General features: G+C 70.1%; 16 protein-coding genes. 7 read left to right on the forward strand and 9 right to left on the reverse strand.

Going from position 1 to position 16,434, the window contains the following annotated elements:
• Positions 1-72 precede the first annotated feature (72 nt).
• Positions 73-2,736, forward strand: a complete 2,664-nt coding sequence (asnB, locus tag ABD466_RS33280) for an asparagine synthase (glutamine-hydrolyzing) (protein WP_344661199.1) — start codon at positions 73-75, stop codon at positions 2,734-2,736.
• Positions 2,737-2,811: 75 nt separating this feature from the next.
• Here the strand turns inward: asnB and ABD466_RS33285 are convergent, their stop codons facing one another.
• The gene (locus ABD466_RS33285; RefSeq protein WP_344661200.1) at positions 2,812-3,003 is read right to left on the reverse strand and encodes a hypothetical protein; all 192 of its coding nucleotides are present in this window, start codon (positions 3,001-3,003) and stop codon (positions 2,812-2,814) included.
• A gap of 146 nt (positions 3,004-3,149) precedes the next feature.
• Between ABD466_RS33285 and ABD466_RS33290 the strand changes: the two genes are divergently transcribed.
• Positions 3,150-3,701 (forward strand): SMI1/KNR4 family protein, encoded by a 552-nt coding sequence (locus ABD466_RS33290; RefSeq protein ID WP_344661201.1) that lies wholly within the window; start codon positions 3,150-3,152, stop codon positions 3,699-3,701.
• A 155-nt stretch (positions 3,702-3,856) separates the two neighbouring features.
• On the opposite strand, the gene ABD466_RS33295 is transcribed toward ABD466_RS33290, so the two are convergent.
• The 5 genes from ABD466_RS33295 to ABD466_RS33315 all read right to left on the reverse strand — a co-directional run bounded on the left by ABD466_RS33295 (position 3,857) and on the right by ABD466_RS33315 (position 8,294).
• Entirely contained in the window at positions 3,857-4,336 is a 480-nt protein-coding gene (locus ABD466_RS33295) for a carboxymuconolactone decarboxylase family protein (protein WP_344661202.1), read from the reverse strand.
• Positions 4,333-5,412 carry an NAD(P)H-dependent amine dehydrogenase family protein gene (locus ABD466_RS33300; protein ID WP_344661203.1) on the reverse strand — a complete coding sequence of 360 codons (1,080 nt, stop codon included), beginning with the start codon at positions 5,410-5,412 and terminating at the stop codon, positions 4,333-4,335. Before ABD466_RS33300 ends, ABD466_RS33295 begins: the two co-directional genes overlap by 4 nt.
• A 60-nt stretch (positions 5,413-5,472) precedes the next feature.
• Positions 5,473-7,116, reverse strand: coding sequence for a GMC oxidoreductase (locus ABD466_RS33305; protein WP_344661204.1), 1,644 nt, complete (start codon positions 7,114-7,116; stop codon positions 5,473-5,475).
• A 168-nt stretch (positions 7,117-7,284) separates the two neighbouring features.
• Positions 7,285-7,674 (reverse strand): hypothetical protein, encoded by a 390-nt coding sequence (locus tag ABD466_RS33310; protein WP_344661205.1) that lies wholly within the window; start codon positions 7,672-7,674, stop codon positions 7,285-7,287.
• Positions 7,675-7,688: 14 nt separating this feature from the next.
• Positions 7,689-8,294, reverse strand: a complete 606-nt coding sequence (locus tag ABD466_RS33315; protein WP_344661206.1) for a flavin reductase family protein — start codon at positions 8,292-8,294, stop codon at positions 7,689-7,691.
• A gap of 64 nt (positions 8,295-8,358) precedes the next feature.
• On the opposite strand from ABD466_RS33315, the gene ABD466_RS33320 reads away from it, so the two are divergent.
• Together ABD466_RS33320 and ABD466_RS33325 are read left to right on the forward strand one after the other, a co-directional pair.
• Positions 8,359-9,135, forward strand: coding sequence for an ArsR/SmtB family transcription factor (locus tag ABD466_RS33320; RefSeq protein WP_344661207.1), 777 nt, complete (start codon positions 8,359-8,361; stop codon positions 9,133-9,135).
• A 233-nt stretch (positions 9,136-9,368) separates the two neighbouring features.
• Complete coding sequence (locus ABD466_RS33325) at positions 9,369-11,426, forward strand: choice-of-anchor P family protein (protein WP_344661208.1); 2,058 nt, start codon at positions 9,369-9,371, stop codon at positions 11,424-11,426.
• Positions 11,427-11,570: 144 nt separating this feature from the next.
• On the opposite strand, the gene ABD466_RS33330 is transcribed toward ABD466_RS33325, so the two are convergent.
• Positions 11,571-12,110: a hypothetical protein gene (locus ABD466_RS33330; RefSeq protein WP_344661209.1), complete on the reverse strand. Its 540-nt coding sequence runs from the start codon at positions 12,108-12,110 to the stop codon at positions 11,571-11,573.
• 279 nt (positions 12,111-12,389) lie between these two features.
• Between ABD466_RS33330 and ABD466_RS33335 the strand changes: the two genes are divergently transcribed.
• Positions 12,390-13,847, forward strand: a complete 1,458-nt coding sequence (locus ABD466_RS33335) for an alkaline phosphatase family protein (protein ID WP_344661210.1) — start codon at positions 12,390-12,392, stop codon at positions 13,845-13,847.
• Positions 13,848-14,109: 262 nt separating this feature from the next.
• Positions 14,110-14,790 carry a transglycosylase family protein gene (locus tag ABD466_RS33340; RefSeq protein ID WP_344661211.1) on the forward strand — a complete coding sequence of 227 codons (681 nt, stop codon included), beginning with the start codon at positions 14,110-14,112 and terminating at the stop codon, positions 14,788-14,790.
• Here the strand turns inward: ABD466_RS33340 and ABD466_RS33345 are convergent.
• Complete coding sequence (locus ABD466_RS33345; RefSeq protein WP_344661212.1) at positions 14,787-15,386, reverse strand: class I SAM-dependent methyltransferase; 600 nt, start codon at positions 15,384-15,386, stop codon at positions 14,787-14,789. The genes ABD466_RS33340 and ABD466_RS33345 overlap by 4 nt on opposite strands.
• A 55-nt stretch (positions 15,387-15,441) precedes the next feature.
• On the opposite strand from ABD466_RS33345, the gene ABD466_RS33350 reads away from it, so the two are divergent.
• A complete protein-coding gene (locus ABD466_RS33350; RefSeq protein ID WP_344661213.1) occupies positions 15,442-15,780 on the forward strand; it encodes a hypothetical protein in 339 nt (112 codons plus the stop codon).
• Here ABD466_RS33350 and ABD466_RS33355 read toward each other — a convergent pair.
• Complete coding sequence (locus ABD466_RS33355) at positions 15,777-16,388, reverse strand: P-loop nucleotide/nucleoside kinase family protein (RefSeq protein WP_344661214.1); 612 nt, start codon at positions 16,386-16,388, stop codon at positions 15,777-15,779. The two genes, ABD466_RS33350 and ABD466_RS33355, sit on opposite strands and share 4 nt — an antisense overlap.
• Positions 16,389-16,434: the final 46 nt, after the last annotated feature.

The following is a 16,434-nucleotide window of genomic DNA, read 5'->3' on the forward strand; positions in this document are numbered from 1 at the left end:
GCGTCACCCGCTCGTCGTATAGGTTTGGCTCAGCGCGGCAGGTTCTACATACGGCGAGGAGTGGCACAGCACATGTGCGGGATCGCGGGTGTCTTCGGCGCCCATGACGAGGCGATGCTCAAGCGGATGGGCGACTCCATCGCCCACCGGGGTCCGGACGGCGAGGGCGTCTACAGCGACGGCGCGAAGGTCGGCTACGCGCACCGCCGCCTGGCGATCATCGACCGGGCGCACGGAGACCAGCCTTTCCTCACCGAGGACGGCCGCTACGCCGCGGTCTACAACGGCGAGGTCTACAACTACCGGGAGCTGATGACCGAGCTGGAGGCGCTCGGCCACACCTTCCGCACGGTCTGCGACACCGAGGTGGTGGTGCGCGCGTTCGCCGAGTGGGGCGAGAAGGCGTTCGACCGCTTCAACGGCATGTTCGCCGTCGCCATCCACGACACCGAGACCGGGAAGTCGTACCTGGCCCGCGACCACTTCGGCATCAAGCCGATCTACCTGGCCTCGGTCGACGGCCCGGAGGGCCACCGCCTGGTGTTCGGCTCGGAGATCAAGGCGATCCTGGCCTCCGGCCTGGTCGAGGCCGCGCCGGACGACGTCACCCTCTACCGCTACCTGCGGTTCCGGATCCACGAGGACTCCGACCGCACGTTCTTCGCCGGCATCGAGAAGGTGCGGCCCGGCGAGGTGGTGGTCGTCGACAACGGCACCGTCGAGCGGCGGATGTTCACGACGCTGCGCGAGGACCTGCTCGCCGAGGGCCCGCGCTCGCCGTTCACGAAGGACACCACCAAGGAGTTCAAGGAGCGCCTCACCGAGGCCATCCGGATGCGCCTGGTCGGTGAGGTTCCGGTGGGCACCGCGCTGTCCGGCGGCCTGGACTCCTCCACGGTGGTCGCCGTCATCAGCAAGCTGATGAAGCAGCACGCTCAGGACGTGGAGTCGGTCGGCTCCACCCAGAACAGCTTCTCCGCGGTGTTCCCGGGCAGCGTCAACGACGAGGAGCGCTACGTCGACGCGGTCATCGCCAAGGCCGAGGGCCCGGTGAACTGCCACAAGGTGAGGCCGAACCCGGACGAGTTCCTGGAGGACCTCGCGGACTTCGTGCGCACCCAGGAGGAGCCGACCATCTCCACCGGCCCCTACGCGCAGTACAAGGTGATGCAGGAGGCCACGCAGCACGTCACGGTCCTGCTCGACGGCCAGGGCGCGGACGAGATGATGGCCGGCTACCTGCCGTACTACTTCGTGTACCTGCGCCAGCTCCGCAAGGAGAAGCAGTACACGAAGCTGCTGCGCGAGGTGGTGTCGTCCACCGACGTCGTGTCCCGGTACGGCAAGCAGGTGGTGCGCGGCAAGCTCGGCCTGGACAAGCCGGTGGACATCCGGCAGATGCTGGACAAGGGCTTCGCCAAGCAGCACAAGGGCGAGACCTTCTCCCCGGTGCCGGACGACCTGCGGGCCCGCCTGGTCGAGGACATCTTCGCCAACTCGCTGCCCTCGCTGCTCCGCTACGAGGACCGCAACACCATGCGCTTCTCCCTGGAGGGCCGCGTGCCCTTCCTGGACATGACCCTGCTCCGCTACCTGTTCACCCTCGAGCCCGAGGCGATCATCAAGCAGGGCTGGAACAAGAAGATCCTGCGCGACTCGGTCCGCGGCCTGCTGCCCGACACCATCGTCGACCGCCGCAACAAGATCGGCTTCACCACCCCCGAGCGGGAGTGGTTCCTGCGCATCAAGAACCACGTGCACACGGTCTTCCGCTCCGACTCCTTCGGCTCCCGGCCGTACTTCGACCAGGCCTCCGTGCTGCGCGCCTTCGAGGAGTTCATCGCCGGCAAGAACAGCGACACCATGCTGTTCTGGCGCCTGCTGAACGTCGAGCTCTGGCTGCGCACCTTCGTCGACGCTCCCGGCACCCACATCGACTCCACCACCTCGGCGGCCAAGGAGTACTTCGCGGCCAACCCGGGCAAGGAGATCGCGATCAGCACCGCCTCCAGCGGCCAGGTGCTCCGCTTCCCGATCCAGACCGACGCCTTCGCCAAGGGCGACGACTTCCACACCAAGATCTCCGAGTACGGCGCCGAGTTCGCCACCCGCGCGGCCGAGTCGGACGAGCACGCCGAGGCGCTGAACAGCCCCTGGTTCCTGGCGGTCAGCGAGAAGGTGGTGGCCATCTCCCAGGGCCGCTCCTACTTCCTGTGGGAGATCAAGCCGTCCTTCGCCGCGCGCAAGCTGCAGAAGTTCGTCGTCCGCACCCCGGCCGGCATCGGCCTGGGCTCCCCGGAGACCATGCAGCTGGCCATCCAGGAGGCGGGGCTGCCGCGCATCATCGCCGCCTCCGCGGCCGGCGCCGTCGGCAAGGTCGTGGGCCGCAAGGGCCTGTTCTACCAGCTCGCCGGCCCCGCGGTCCGGGCCATCGACGGTCCGACGCAGTACTCGCTCTACCCGTCGAACGTCTCGGCCAAGCTGGCTCCCGCGCATCCGGAGAAGGCCGCCGCCGAGCTGGCCGAGCGCCTTCGCAGGGTGCTGCCGGAGCAGGCCGCGGAGACGTTCCAGGGGGTGGCCATCATCGATGCCAACGACCTGGGCTGCAACATCCTCGGGCAGGCCACGACCGTCTCCGAGGAGAAGATCGCGGAGATGTTCAAGGACAACCCTCTCGGCCAGGGCGCCCAGCGGACTCCGCTGGCTGTGGTGGTGCTGCCGAAGCAGGGTTCTTAACCGAAAGCCGAAAGCCGGAGGCCCGGGTCCCCTTGCGACACAGGGGGATCCGGGCCTCCGGCCTGTTCCCCGTTATCAGTCGATCTCGTGGAAAGCGTGGTGGTGGCTCTCAGCCCACTCCCGCGCCTCGTCCCGCGTCCGCTGTCCCGGCGAGCTCATCGTGCAGAGCCGGCACTCGGCCCGCCAAGGCCACCCGCCCCATGTGCAGTAGATGTCCGCGGGGCCGCGTTCGTTGTCCTGACGCTCCCTTGCGATGGTGGCGTTCATCAGACACCCCCTCCCTGGCGCCTCACCTCCATTGCACCAGCTCGGTGGCAATTGACACCAGAGGATTTCCACCGACGAACCCCACCGAAAGCCCCACCCCGCGCAACGCTGGAGCAGACGCCCTGAGCCCGGCTAATCTACGCCTCGTGACTATCGAAGACGACGACGACCTCGTCCTCCCGGCGGCGCTGGCCGCGATAGCCGCCCTCGGCTTCCCGGAAGCCGGCGAGGACGACGAGGACGAGGACGACCACCCCACCGTGGACTTCGAGCCCTTCGAAGAATTCCTCGACGCCGAGGACACCACCGACTGGTTCCGCACCTGGACCGCCAACCCCGAGACCACCGGCGATCAGTTCCGGGTCTTCGGCCAGACCTCGGCCGGCGGCTACGCGGCGTTCTGGCTCGTCCGCGACGACGCGCCCCTGACCGACCAGCCGATCGTGTTCCTCGGCCCGGAAGGCGAGACCGGCGTCGTGGCCTGCGACCTGTCCGGCTTCCTCTGGCTGGTCGCCGACGGCAGCGGCCCGTACGAGGCCGTGGAGTACCCGACCCGCCGCTCCCGCCCGCACCCGGAGTTCACGGCGATCGCCGAGAAGCACGCGACGGGCGAGCGCATGACGGCCCGGGAGGTCGTGGCGGCCGCCCGGGACGAGTTCCCGGACTTCGAGGACACGATGGCGGAGTTGGCGCGGTAAGGCTGTTCGGGTTCGGGCCGCTTCGGTGTGTCGGCAGGCGCCGGCGCTGCTGGAGCGGCACGCGCGCCTGCCGGTCGCGATCGGCGAGGTCGCACGTCAGCTCACTGTTCCCCCGGGGGCCGGGGGCCGTCCAACCCGGATTCGCGATTCCGCCGTCACCGTCCAGGCAGAACACAAGCCGCGTCGATCTCCAGCACCCGGTTCAACCGCCCGAACGCCAGCCACGACCCCAGGCACATGGTCAGCTCGACCACTTCCTTCTGCGAGTAATGCGCCAGCATCCGCTCCCAGAACTCGCCGTCCAGCTCATGGTGGCTCACGGCGTACCGCTCGGCGTACTCGGCTGCCAACCGCGTCCGCTCGTCGAAGGCGTCCGTGGTCCGCCACTCGGCGACGGCCTCGTCGAACCCCTCCTCGACCTTCACCCCGTCGCGGTCGGTCCGCCAGTCCAGACAGAACAAGCACCCGTTGATCTGCGCGATCCGCAGCCTCGCCGCCTCGAACTCGCGCAGTCCCAGGGTCGTGTGCTCGTAGACCGCCATGGAGAACGTCGCGGCCGCGGGGCCGATACCGGGGACCATCTCGCCCCACACGTATCCGATCGGCTCCTTGCCCTCCGGAATGTCGATGATCACTGCGTCGCGCCTCCCCACAGCCCCGCCGCCGGGCGTAGTGGCACGTCCAGCGCGTCGTAGATCCCCGGCTCGCGGCCGGCCAGCCAGCCGATCGCGTTCACCAGCCGTCCGACCGCGGTGGCGTTGCCGCCCGCCGAACGGTTGCCGTCCTCGTCGGCCGCCTCGACGGTGACCTCGATCCGCGGACGCCCCTCGATCACCACGCGGTGCGCCCCCACTCCGTCCGGCGCCTGGGGCCATTCCGGGGCCACCGACGGATGGATCCGGGTCACGTGCTCGATGACGATCCGCGCGACGCCGTCGACGATCCCCCGCACCTCGAAACGCACGCCACCCTGGGTCTTTCCCTCGAAGCGGCCCATCGTCTCGGTCTCCACGGATTCCGTCAGCGCCGCCCGCTCGACGTGCTCCCGGATCTCCGACACCTCGACGCCGAGCGCCCGCGCCATCAGCCGGATCTGCCCGCCCCACACCATCGTCGGCACGGTCGGCGCCGTCATCGGGGGCTCATAGTCCATCGGCTGCCCCATGCCGACCAGGTACCGGACCGAATCCTCCTGGTCGTAGGTCGAGTAGTCGAAGATCTCCTGACAGCGCACCGCTTCGATCTCGGTCCCCAGTCCGGTCATCAGCAGCGGCAGCACATCGTTGCCCCACCCCGGATCGATTCCCGACACGAACAGCGACCCGCCGCCCTCGGCCACCGCCGCCAGGACCTGCTCCCGCTGCTCGGCCGGTGCGCTGCGCGGATCGTAGAACGCGTACAACGACGGCGTCACGACCACCGCGCCGGCCCGGATGGCGCGGTTGACGTCGTCCAGCGCCTCCTGCGGCCGGATCTCGCCGGACGCCGCGTACACGACGGCCCGCGCCCCGCTCAGCGCCGCGTCGACGTCGTCGGTCGCCGCCACGCCCCATGGCCCGTCCTTGAGGCCGGCCAGTTCCCCGGCGTCCCTTCCCACCTTCTCCGGATTGCTCACTATCACTGCCTTCAGCACCAACCCCGAACACGCGGCGACCGCCCGGATCGCCGCGCGCCCGACATTGCCGGTGCCCCAGACCACCGTGGGGATCATCAGCTCTGCCTCACTTCGATCGTGCTCCGACCTCGCACCAGCCCGCTTCGGCCCCGGCCGTCAGCCCCCGTTGGCGATGATGTTCTCGATGTTCCGCTCCGCCAACGCCGTGATCGTCACGAACGGGTTCACCGTCGTGTTGCCCGGGATCAGCGCGCCGTCGATCACGTACAACCCCTGATACCCGGCCAGCCGCCCGTAGTCGTCCGTCGCCTGGCCGAGCACCGCCCCACCCAGCGGGTGATAGGTCAACGTGTCGTTCCAGATCTTGTAGACCCCGAAAAGGTCCGTCCGGTAGATCGTCCCCTCCGTCGAGTTGATCCGGTCGAAGATGCTCTTCGCCATCGTGATCCCGTCCTGCTTCCACGCCTGCTGCCAGTTCAGGTCCACCGTCTGCGTGGCGGCGTTCCACGTGAACTGCGCGCGGTGCGGGTTCTTCGTGATCGCCAGGTACAGCGACGCCCAGGTCTCGATCCCCGTCGGGATCGGCGCGACCTCGGCGAACGCGCCCCCGGCCGTCCAGTTGTCGATCCCGCCGCACGGCACCGTCGACTGCTTCGCCCCCGTCGGGTCCCAGATCTGGTTGGCGCGGCCCACCATGATGTTCCCGTTGTCGCCCCAGCCCTGTCCGACGGCCGCGTTCAGGTTCGGCAGCTGACCGGTGTCCCGCAGCCGCACCAGCAGCTTGCTGGTCCCGACGCTCCCGGCCGCGAAGAACACCTTGTCCGCGGTGACCTGCTTGCTCGTCACCACGTTCCCCGACGTGTCCAGCTGGTCCATCAGCACCATGTATCCGCCGCCGGGTGCCGGGCTGACCGACGTCACCTTGTGCAGCGGCGAGATGTTGACCTTCCCCGTCGCCAGCGCGGCGGGTATGTACGTCTTCTGCAGTGACTTCTTCCCGTAGTTGTTGCCGTACAGCAGCTCCTGGCCGAGCGCCGACTTCGGCACCGTCCCCGCGTCCTCCTGCTGCATGTAGTTCCAGTCGTACACGTCCGGAACGAACACGAACGGGAACCCCGAACGCCCCGCCTGCTTCCGGCCCACGCGCGCGAACTGGTACCAGGCCGTGTTGTCGAACCACGTCGGGTCCACGAGGCCGACCCCGAGCCCGGCGTTGGCGCGCGGGTAGTAGGTGTTGTACATCTCGTCGGCGTTCACCGACGGCAGGATGTAGCTGAAGTTCTCCCGCTTCGGCGTCACCGCCATCCCGCCGTTGACCAGTGACCCGCCGCCGATGCCGCGCCCCTGGTAGACCGTGATCCCGGCGAAGTCCTCCGCGTCGAGGATGCCGGTGTACTTCGGGATGCTGCGGTCGATCGGGAAGCCGAGGAAGTAGTTCAGCGGCGCCTTGGTCTGCGTGCGCAGCCAGTACGACCGGTAGTCCGGGCTGGTCAGGGTGCAGAAGATCTTCCCGTCCGAACCCGGCGTGTCCCACGCCATGCCCATCTCGATCATCTCGACGCTGACACCGGCCTGGGCCAGCCGCAGCGCCGCGACCGATCCTCCGTACCCGGTGCCGATGACCAGCGCCTGCGCGTGCGCGCCGTTGCCGATCGGGGTGCTGTACCGCGAGGCGGCGGCGGCCCGGGAGGCCGAGAAGCCCCCCAGGGCCGCGGCGCCCACCACAGAACCTGTTCCCGCCAGGAAACCCCGCCGTGACAGGCTCCGTCTTCCGGGCCCTTGCCTTGATGTTGCGCTCATGTGACGCTCCTCACACGGGGCGGATTTTGAGAACTTGTTCTACTACCGCCGGCGTGAGAAGTCACGGTCTACTGACGAGTAATATAACGGAACGTCAGATGAGAAACCCCAGGTAGACCTCGCCGATGAGGGATACGACCCCTGAGACGCGACGTCAGGGCCGGGGTGTCACCGCTCCGGCGCCATCAGCCCGGCCAGTGCCGCCCCGTCGACCGCGGCGCGGCCGGTGCGCCGCTGATATCTCCGCAGGATGTCCGCGCGGCGCCGAGGGTGCCCTTTCCGCCGTGCGGGGAAGGTCGCCGCGAGGTCGGCGAGCAGGGCTCTGCGATCGACGCCGAGGTGGTCGAGCAGCCACGCGACGCCGGGATCCAGGCACGCGGCCGCCAGGGCGAGATGCGCCGTCGAGTGGACGCGATCGCGTCGCCCCAACGCGAGTCGCAGCGACGCCTCGTAGCAGGCCCGCGCGCCAGCACCCTGCGGCGGCGTCGCCATGGCGGCGCGGCGCCGGGCCCGCCGGGCTCCCCAGGGCAGCAGCGGCTCGCGGCCGGTCGTCACCATATGCTGACGGCGCCTCACCGCGGCGTCTGACTCCGATACGAGAACCCCAGCTCCTCGCTGAGCCCGAAGTAGTGCCGGAAGTTGTAGATCAGCGGCTCCCAGGCCCCCGGCTCGACGTGATCCGTCCCCGGCACCACGATCGCCGGGTCCGCATGCACCTTCAGCACCTCGGCCTCGACGATCAGGAAGTCCTTGGCGGAGTCCGGCTGCACCCGCGCCGCGCGCGCCTCGAACTGCAACCCACACTCCGCGACCCGCGGCGGCCGCACCGCCTCCGACGCCCGCGGCGTCAGCCCGGCCTCGCCGAACTTGTCGGCCACGTACCGGCACCCGGCCGGTTTCGTCTCCGGCACCGGGTGCCGTCCGGTCACGCCGGCGAGCCTCTCCACCTGCCGCCACAGGTGCGGCCCCGGTACGTTGACGACCAGTTCCGGGCGCCGCGACAGGTTGTGGCCGGTCTGGCCGTCCTTGCCGAGGCCCAAGACGATCGTCTGGCCCAGCGCCCACGCCGACGACATCGGGGCGAGGTTGGGCGAGCCGTCGTCGTTCTCCGTGGTCAGCAGGACCACCGGGGTTCCGAAGTACAGGATGGACGGTCTGATGGGGATCGTGCTGCTCATGCCGCGACCGTAGGCGGCCGACGCTTCGGCGGCGGCCGAAGGATCACCGGGCGATAATCGCGCTATGAGCACCGCAGTCCGTCGTCCCCGTGCCGCGGCCCACGCCGCGGCTTCCGCCCCCGCCGCCGCCGACCACGAAGGCCCGGGTCTGGCCGCGGTCGCCCGTCTGCTCGCCGACGGTACCCGTGCCTCGTTCTGTCTGGCGCTGCTCGACGGCCGCGCCTGGACGCCGACCGAACTGGCCCGCTCGGCCGGCGTCGCACCGTCCACCGCGACCGAGCACTTGAACGCGTTGGTGGCCGGCGGGCTGCTGACCGAGGAGCGGCAGGGTCGGCACCGGTACGTCCGTCTGGCCGACCAGCAGGTCGCCGAGCTGATCGAGAACCTGGCCGCGGTGGCGCCGCCCCGGCCCGCCACGCCGCCGCGCACCCTGTCCGCCGACAGCCGGCGCCGGGCGCTGGAGCACGCCCGCACCTGCTACGACCACCTCGCCGGCCGGGTCGGCGTGGCGATCGCAGACGCGATGACCGAGCGTGAGCTCGTCGACTGGGAGCACGGCCTGCGGCTCACGCCCTCCGGTGAGCGCTGGCTCTCCGAGCTGGCGATCGAGGTCCCGTCCACGGTCAGGCGCCCGGCCCTGCGGCCGTGCCTGGACTGGACCGAGCGCCGCCCGCACCTGGCCGGCACGGTCGGTGCGGCGCTGTGCGGGCACGCGCTGGAGGCGGGCTGGATCACCCGCGTCGGCAGCACCCGCGCGGTCCTCGTCACCCCGGCCGGACGCGTCGTGCTCGCCGAGCGGCTGGGCCTGTCGGAGGCGGTGCTGACGCCCGCACCGCGCTGAGGCGCCCACCCTTCACCACGGCGGGTGACGTCCACGCCGCGCATCCCGACTGCGGGTCCGAAGGAGTGTCGCGGCACGCATATATGCATGCCGACCTGGCGTCGAACCGGTGCGACGCGCCACCCGACACCCGTGGCGCGCCAGCGAGACAGTGAATCAGAGCTCGAATAATTTCACTCCCGCGCGCGGCAGCGTCGCGCGATGGTCCCGTCCCGGGTTCAGAAGGGTGTGCGATGTCAGTAAGTTCGAACAGTATGCGCCGGGCGCTGGCGTTCCTCGGAATGGTGGTGCTCGCGCTCTCCGCGGTGGCCTTAGGGCCGGCCGGCAAGGCGCGGGCCGCGGCGAACGTCGCCGTGGAGCTCGGCTATGCGGACGACCTGCGGGCCAACCCCGCGAACTTCCCGACGCCGTGGAACGGCTCGCCGGGTGTGGTCTTCAACGGCTGCACCGGATCGTGCAGCTTCGACGGCGGTGCGATCCGCTTCATCAACAACACCGGTATCCAGGTGCACGTCGACTACGTGAAGGTGCACTTCGGCACCTGCACCTTCGATCTCTGGAACAAGAACGTCCCGCTGGATCCGGGCCAGTCCCTGATCGACACCCAGACCATCAGCGGCCCGTCCGGCGGGTGCCCGGCGGACGGCAGCTTCGACACCTCGGACGTCGGGCCGAACGGTGCCAACTGGTCAGGGCACTGCGACCAGTCCGGCGTCACTCCGGTCGTCGAGTTCTCCGTCGACGGCCAGCCCGGCAGCGTGACCGACAGCGGCCAGATCCTGAACACCAAGGGTGTCGACGGCGCCAGCTGCGGTATGGGCAACGAGTCGCAGCAGTGGGCTCCGGCGGGCAGCGTGCCGTGCCCGGGGTCGACGCTGGCCCTGTCCCCGGCCACCCAGACCGACGCGGTCGGCAGCTCGGCGAAGGTGACCGCGAAGCTGGCCAACAGCTGCGGCGACCCGCTGCAGGGTGCGAAGATCGACTTCGCCGTCGCCGGCGGCCCGAACGCCGGTGCCACCGGCAGCGCCGTGACCGATGTCAACGGGAACGCGAGCTTCAGCTACTCCGGTGCGGTCACCGGTACCGATGTGGTGGGTTCCTTCACGACGAACCCGGCGGGCACCATCACCTCGAATACCGTGAAAGTGGTCTGGGTCAAGCGCACCCCCACCCTCACCATCGACGGCGCCTCGGCCACCGGCGACTACAACGACCCGGCTACGGTGTCCGGCACGCTGACCGACAGCGCGGGCCCGATCGCCGGCGCCTCGGTGACGTTCACCCTGAACGGCGCCGAGACCTGCACCGGCACCACCGCGGCCAACGGATCGGTGTCCTGTTCCCTCACCCCGGGGGAGGCGGCCGGGTCCTACCCCCTGGCGGCGTCCTACGCCGGCTCGGCGACCGACGATCCGGCCGGCGCCACCGGGACCTTCGTGGTCACCCGTGAGGAGACCACGATCGTCTACACCGGCAGCGCGCACGCCGCGAACGGCCGGCCCTACACGCTGTCCGGCAGCCTGAAGGAGGACGGCGCCACCCCGATCGCCGGCCGCACCGTCACCTTCACCCTCGGCAGCGGCGCCTCGGCGCAGAGCTGCACCGGCACGACCGACGCGTCGGGCGACGCCTCCTGCACCCTGCCCTCGGTGAACCAGCCGAACGCGGCCACCGTCCCGGCCACCGCGGTCTTCGCGGGCGACGCGTACTACGTCCCGGCGTCCGCGTCCCTCAGCGGCGGTGTCGCCTTCACCACGATGACCGGCAAGGCCTTCGGCCTGTCGTCCTCGGGCCTGGTCGGGATCACGCCGACCCCGCTGGCCGGCCCGGTGTCGACCACGGTGCCCGGTACCAGCAACCCGCCGTGCGTGGCCACCATCAGCGGCCTGATCAACGCGGCCACGCTCTGCGCGGACGTGTCCACCGCGATCAGCCCGAACTCCTCGACGGCGAACGCGTCGGTGCAGCACGTCGGCATCGGCGTGCTGGGCCTCCCGGCGATCCAGATCGGCGCCGTGACCTCGACCTCGCACACCGAGTGCGGTGGCGGCACGGGTGACGCGACGGTCGCGTCCATCACCGTCGGCGGCATCGCCGTCCCGGTGAGCGTGCACCCGGGCCCGAACACCACCGTGAACGTGCTCGGCGTGAAGCTGATCCTGAACGAGCAGGTCCACACCGACACCGCGACCGACCACGTGCTGACCGTCAACGCGGTGCACGTCGTCGTGCCCGGGCTGCTGGACACGGTCGTGGCCTCGTCGACGAGCGACATCCACGGGTGCTTCTGAGCGACGTCCACGGATGCTTCTGAGCCGGTGAGCGATGGCTCTCCCGTTCTCGGGAAGGAGTGAGTGAACGCCGGACGGCCCGGCCGGGGAAACCCGGCCGGGCCGTCGGTGGTGCTTGGTGGTGCGTGGTGCGGTGAGGCGATGTCAGCCGGCGCAGGCGGTGCCCATCGCGGTGGCGTCGGTCCGGAGCGAGGACATGTCCGGCGTGCCGCTGCCCAGCGAGTTCGCGATCTTCGCGTAGTCGTCGCCGAGCTTGTTGATCGCGGAGGCCGCGTCCGGCTTCTTCGACTTGCCGGCGGCGTCGTGCATCTTGGCCGCGATGTCCTGGAGCATCTTCTTGCCGCTGGCCGGGTCGCCCGGGTTCAGGCCGTTCAGCGCGTTGGACGCGGCGTCCATGGCGGCCTTGCAGCCTGGGTCGTCGAAGGCGCCTCCGAGGCTGTCGCCCCCGGAGGACGAGTCCGACGAGGAGGACGAGTCCGACGAAGGCGTCGAACCGCCCGAGGAGTCGCTGTCCGAGGACTTCGAGGACGACTTGTCGCCCGCCGGGGCGCTCGAGGTCTTGTCGCCGCCGCCCTTGGCCGAGGTGCCGCCGACGCTGCCTGACGAGGAGCAGCCCGCGAGCAGGAAAGCCGACGCGGCCAGGGCCACGCCGACGGTCGTGCGTATGCCACGCGAGGTGGACATGGTGTTACCCCCATTGTTGAAATGCGTACGTGCAACGTGCGTCCGCCACGCTACCGCACGGTACGGAGGACCCCTCCCCGGATCCAAGACTTGGCACCTAAAGTCCCGGTAAAGGCCGGTCGGCATCACGGGAACAGGCATCAACGAACTGACGTCGGCCCCGGCGGGGAGGACGCCGGGCACACAGTGGCAGCGCGGTGTTCTCCCCGAATCCACCGTCCGCGGTTATGTTCGAGGGGGACGCCATCTCAATGCGCTGCCATAGATGGGAGAACTGGCATGTCCGTGACCCGCCGCCGCCTCCTCACCACCGGCGCCGCCGCCTCGGCGCTGTCGCTGCTGCCGCCCTCGTTGACGAGGGCGATGGCCGCCTCCGGCCCCGACGACCGGCTGCACTCGCTCGACCAGATCGAGCACGTCATGATCCTGATGCAGGAGAACCGGAGTTTCGACCACTACTTCGGAACGCTGTCCGGGGTCGCCGGGTTCGACGACCGGGACGCGGTCCGCCTGCCGTCCGGCCGCTCGGTCTTCCACCAGCCGGACCCCGCCAACCCCGACGGCTACACCCTGCCGTTCCGCGTCGACACCACCACGACCAGCGGCGCCAAGTATCCCAGCACCGACCACAGCTGGTACGGCCAGCACACGTCGTGGAACCACGGCGCGATGGACGGCTGGATGGCCGCGCACCGCACCGTGGACCACGGCCCGTGGTCGATGGGCTACCACACCCGCGAGGACATCCCGTTCCACTACGCGCTGGCCGACGCCTTCACGGTCTGCGACCGCTACTTCTGCTCGGCCTTCGGCCCCACGCACGCCAACCGGCTGTTCGCGATCAGCGGCACCAACGACCCGGACGGTCTGGCCGGCGGCCCGGTGGTGAGCAACTCGATCCCGGAGCCGTTCCGCTGGACCACCTACGCCGAGCGCCTGGAGGCCGCCGGCATCAGCTGGCGCTACTACGTGGCCAACACCAACGGCTCGGACCTGGGCTGGTTCAAGCAGTTCCGGGAGGCGCCGCAGAGCTCCCCGCTGTGGATCAACGGCATGCAGCCGCGGCCGCCGAAGGCCATCGCCGACGACATCGCCAACGGCGAGCTGCCCGCCGTCAGCTGGCTGAACTCGCAGTACCTGCCCTCGATCGGGCTGCCGGAGGCCAGCGAGCACCCGCCGGCGCTGCCCGCGGCCGGAGCGCAGTACATCTGGGACGTCCTGGACGCCCTGGGGCAGCACCCGGAGGTGTGGCGCAAGACCGTGCTGATCATCACCTACGACGAGAACGACGGCCTGTTCGACCACGTCCCGCCGCCCACCGCCCCGGCCGGGACGCCGGGGGAGTGGATCACGGTGAACCCGCTGCCCGCCGAGTGCGCCGGCATCGCCGGGCCCTCCGGGCTGGGATTCCGGGTGCCGACGCTGATCGTCTCGCCGTGGAGCGCCGGCGGCTACGTGTGCTCGGAGACCTTCGACCACACTTCGACGCTGCGGTTCCTGGAACGGCGCTTCGGCGTGCGGGAGACGAACATCAGCGAGTGGCGGCGCCGCACCGTCGGTGACCTGACGGGCACGCTGCGTCTGAACAAGTTCGACCCGCGCTTCCCGTCACTGCCGGACACCGCCGCGCTGTACCAGAAGGAGCTGGACGAGGTCGCGACCCTGCCCGCGCCGGTGCCGCCGACGGTGCAGAAGATGCCGCATCAGGAGAAGGGGCATCGTCGCAGGGTGGAGTGATGCCGGGACTCTGAGTGGGGAGATCGCCCGGAAGCGTCACGACACGTTGGCCTTATATCAACTACATGTCATCGTTCTTGTGATTTGCTCAGGGTTGTGCTTACCGTGCAGGGGCCCCGTCGCGATGCGGGGCCTCGCCGGCCGGCACGCCGACTCCTGTCCCCGGCGGCGAGCACCTCGGTCCCGACCCCGTTGGAGGACAGGAACACGGTCACCGCCCAGGAGTGACCGTCGGCGTGGCGGAGAGAGTGCGCGTCCCCAGATGCAGTCCAAGCAGTTCAAGCTGTCCCCCCGCAAGAAGGCCGGCATCGTCGTGGCCGCCGTGGCCGGCGCCGCGGTCGTGCTGCCGGCCGTGACGGCCACGTCCGCGAGCGCGGCGAGCGTCTCCACCTGGGACCGCGTCGCGGCGTGCGAGAGCGGCGGCAACTGGGCCATCAACACCGGCAACGGCTACTACGGCGGCCTGCAGTTCTCGACCAGCTCCTGGCTGGGCGCCGGCGGCGGTAAGTACGCGGCGCGCGCCGACCTGGCGACCAAGGACCAGCAGATCGCCGTCGCCGAGAACCTGCTGCGGATGCAGGGTCCGGGCGCGTGGCCGGTGTGCGGAGCGCGCGCCGGGCTGAGCGCGGGCGGGGCCGCGGCGGACGTGAACCCCGCCCCGGCGCAGGCGCAGCCCAAGCCGGCCGTCCAGGCTCCGAAGGCCCAGACCCCGAAGGCCCAGGCGCCCAAGATCCAGGCCCCGAAGGCCCCGTCCCAGCCGAGCACCCCGGCTCCGGCCGCGCAGCCGACCGGTGAGACCTACACCATCAAGAGCGGCGACACGCTGTCGCAGATCGCGGTCACCCACCACGTCGCCGGGGGCTGGCAGAACCTGTACCAGCTGAACAAGGGCCGGATCTCGAACCCGAACCTGATCTTCCCCGGCCAGGTCATCAAGCTCTAAGGCCGGCGCGCGACGAGGTGGAACAGGTGCCAGTGATGCGGCCCTGAGTAAGCCCTCCCGTCATAGTCCTCGATGTCGAGGCGGACGAGGTCCCAGCCTGGGAACAGCAGGCTGCGGACCTCGTCCTCGTCCAGGAAGGTGAACTCCTCGCCGTGCTCGGCGCGATAGCCGTCGTTCACGCCGAGCAGGTTCGCGGCGAACAGGCCGCCGGGACGCACGGCCGTCCGCACCACGCCGATCAGACGGTCGAACACGTCACGCGGTATGTAAGGGATCGAAAAGCCCGCGTACACCAGGTCGGCGTCCGGAAGCCCCGCCAAGTCCGCGAAGCTCCGGACCTCGACCGTGAGCCGCTCGCGGTCCTGCTCGCGAGTCGTGGCGTGCAGGTTCTCCTCGGTGTTCGGGGCGAAGTCGACGGCGTGCACCCGCCATCCGGCGCGCAGCAGCGCGTCGCTCTCCCGGCCCAGGCCGCAGCCGAGGTCCACGGCCTGCCGCCCCGCTCCGGGCCCGGCGGCGGTCAGCGCGTCCAGCAACAAGGGCCGCACCTCGCGCGCGGTCTGCGCGGCGTTGTAATCCATCCATTCGGAGAAGTCCACGCTCGCGATCATGGCACGACGAGCCGTCGCGGGCGGGGTCGTTTAGCCTGGGGCCATGAGCGCTGCCAAAGAGCGGTTCGCCGAGTTGGTGACGTGCTATCTCGGCGTGGACGGCGTGACCTGCCCCGGCGCCGAACCGGGAGCGCGGGGTTTCGGGCGCGGCGGGCTGAAGGTCGACGGCAAGCTGTTCTCGATGGTGAGTCAGGATCGTCTCGTGCTGAAGCTGCCCGCCGACCGGGTCGACCTCCTCGTGGAGCAAGGCCACGGCGACCGGTTCGCCCCCCGCAAGAACGGCGTCGAGATGCGCGAGTGGCTCATGCTGGACCCGGACAGCGACCTCGACTGGCACGAGCTGGCCGAGGAAGCACGGAAGTTCGTCGGTTCCGGCGGCTAGTGCCCCGCGCCGGCCCGTGCGGCCCGGCTGGCGGCCACTTCCTCCACCACCTGCGCCAACATCGCCTCAGGATCCTGCTTGGCGGAGTCCAACAGCAGATGCGGCTCCGTCCACGGCTCCCACAGACCCTTCATCCGCAGCACGTGTTCCCACGGCACAGTCGGATGCCATCCGGGGATCCCACGGTCCCGGCCCGCCACCCGGGCCCGGTGCGCCATCGTGTCCGAGCAGACGCACTCCACGCCCACCAGGCGCGCCCCCAGGTTCTCGGCGACCCGCCGATACCGCTCCCGCGCCGCCGCCTGATGACCGGTCAGGTCCAGCACCACGTCCAGGCCCAGTTGCAGTTGCCGCGCGAGCGGAGCGATCACGACCATCTCGGCGAGCGGGTCGACGTTCTCGTCGGTGAACACCCGGAACGGGGTGAGCGCCCCGAGCTGCCAGTCCATGGAGAAGACCGGCGCGCGCAGGTGCCTGGCCAGGCCCTCCGCCAGGGTGCTCTTGCCGGTACCCGGAACCCCGGCGACGAGGACCGCCACCGGCGTCGCCGACGGGTCGAGGGGGACCAGGCGCTCGTAGGACTCGAAGGCGGGGGAGTAGTCGGTCATGCGGTGACCATAGGCGCTTTTCGGGACCGCTCTGCCTGGGATCGCT

The sequence above is a fragment of the Catenulispora subtropica genome, assembly GCF_039531675.1.
GTDB lineage: Bacteria > Actinomycetota > Actinomycetes > Streptomycetales > Catenulisporaceae > Catenulispora > Catenulispora subtropica.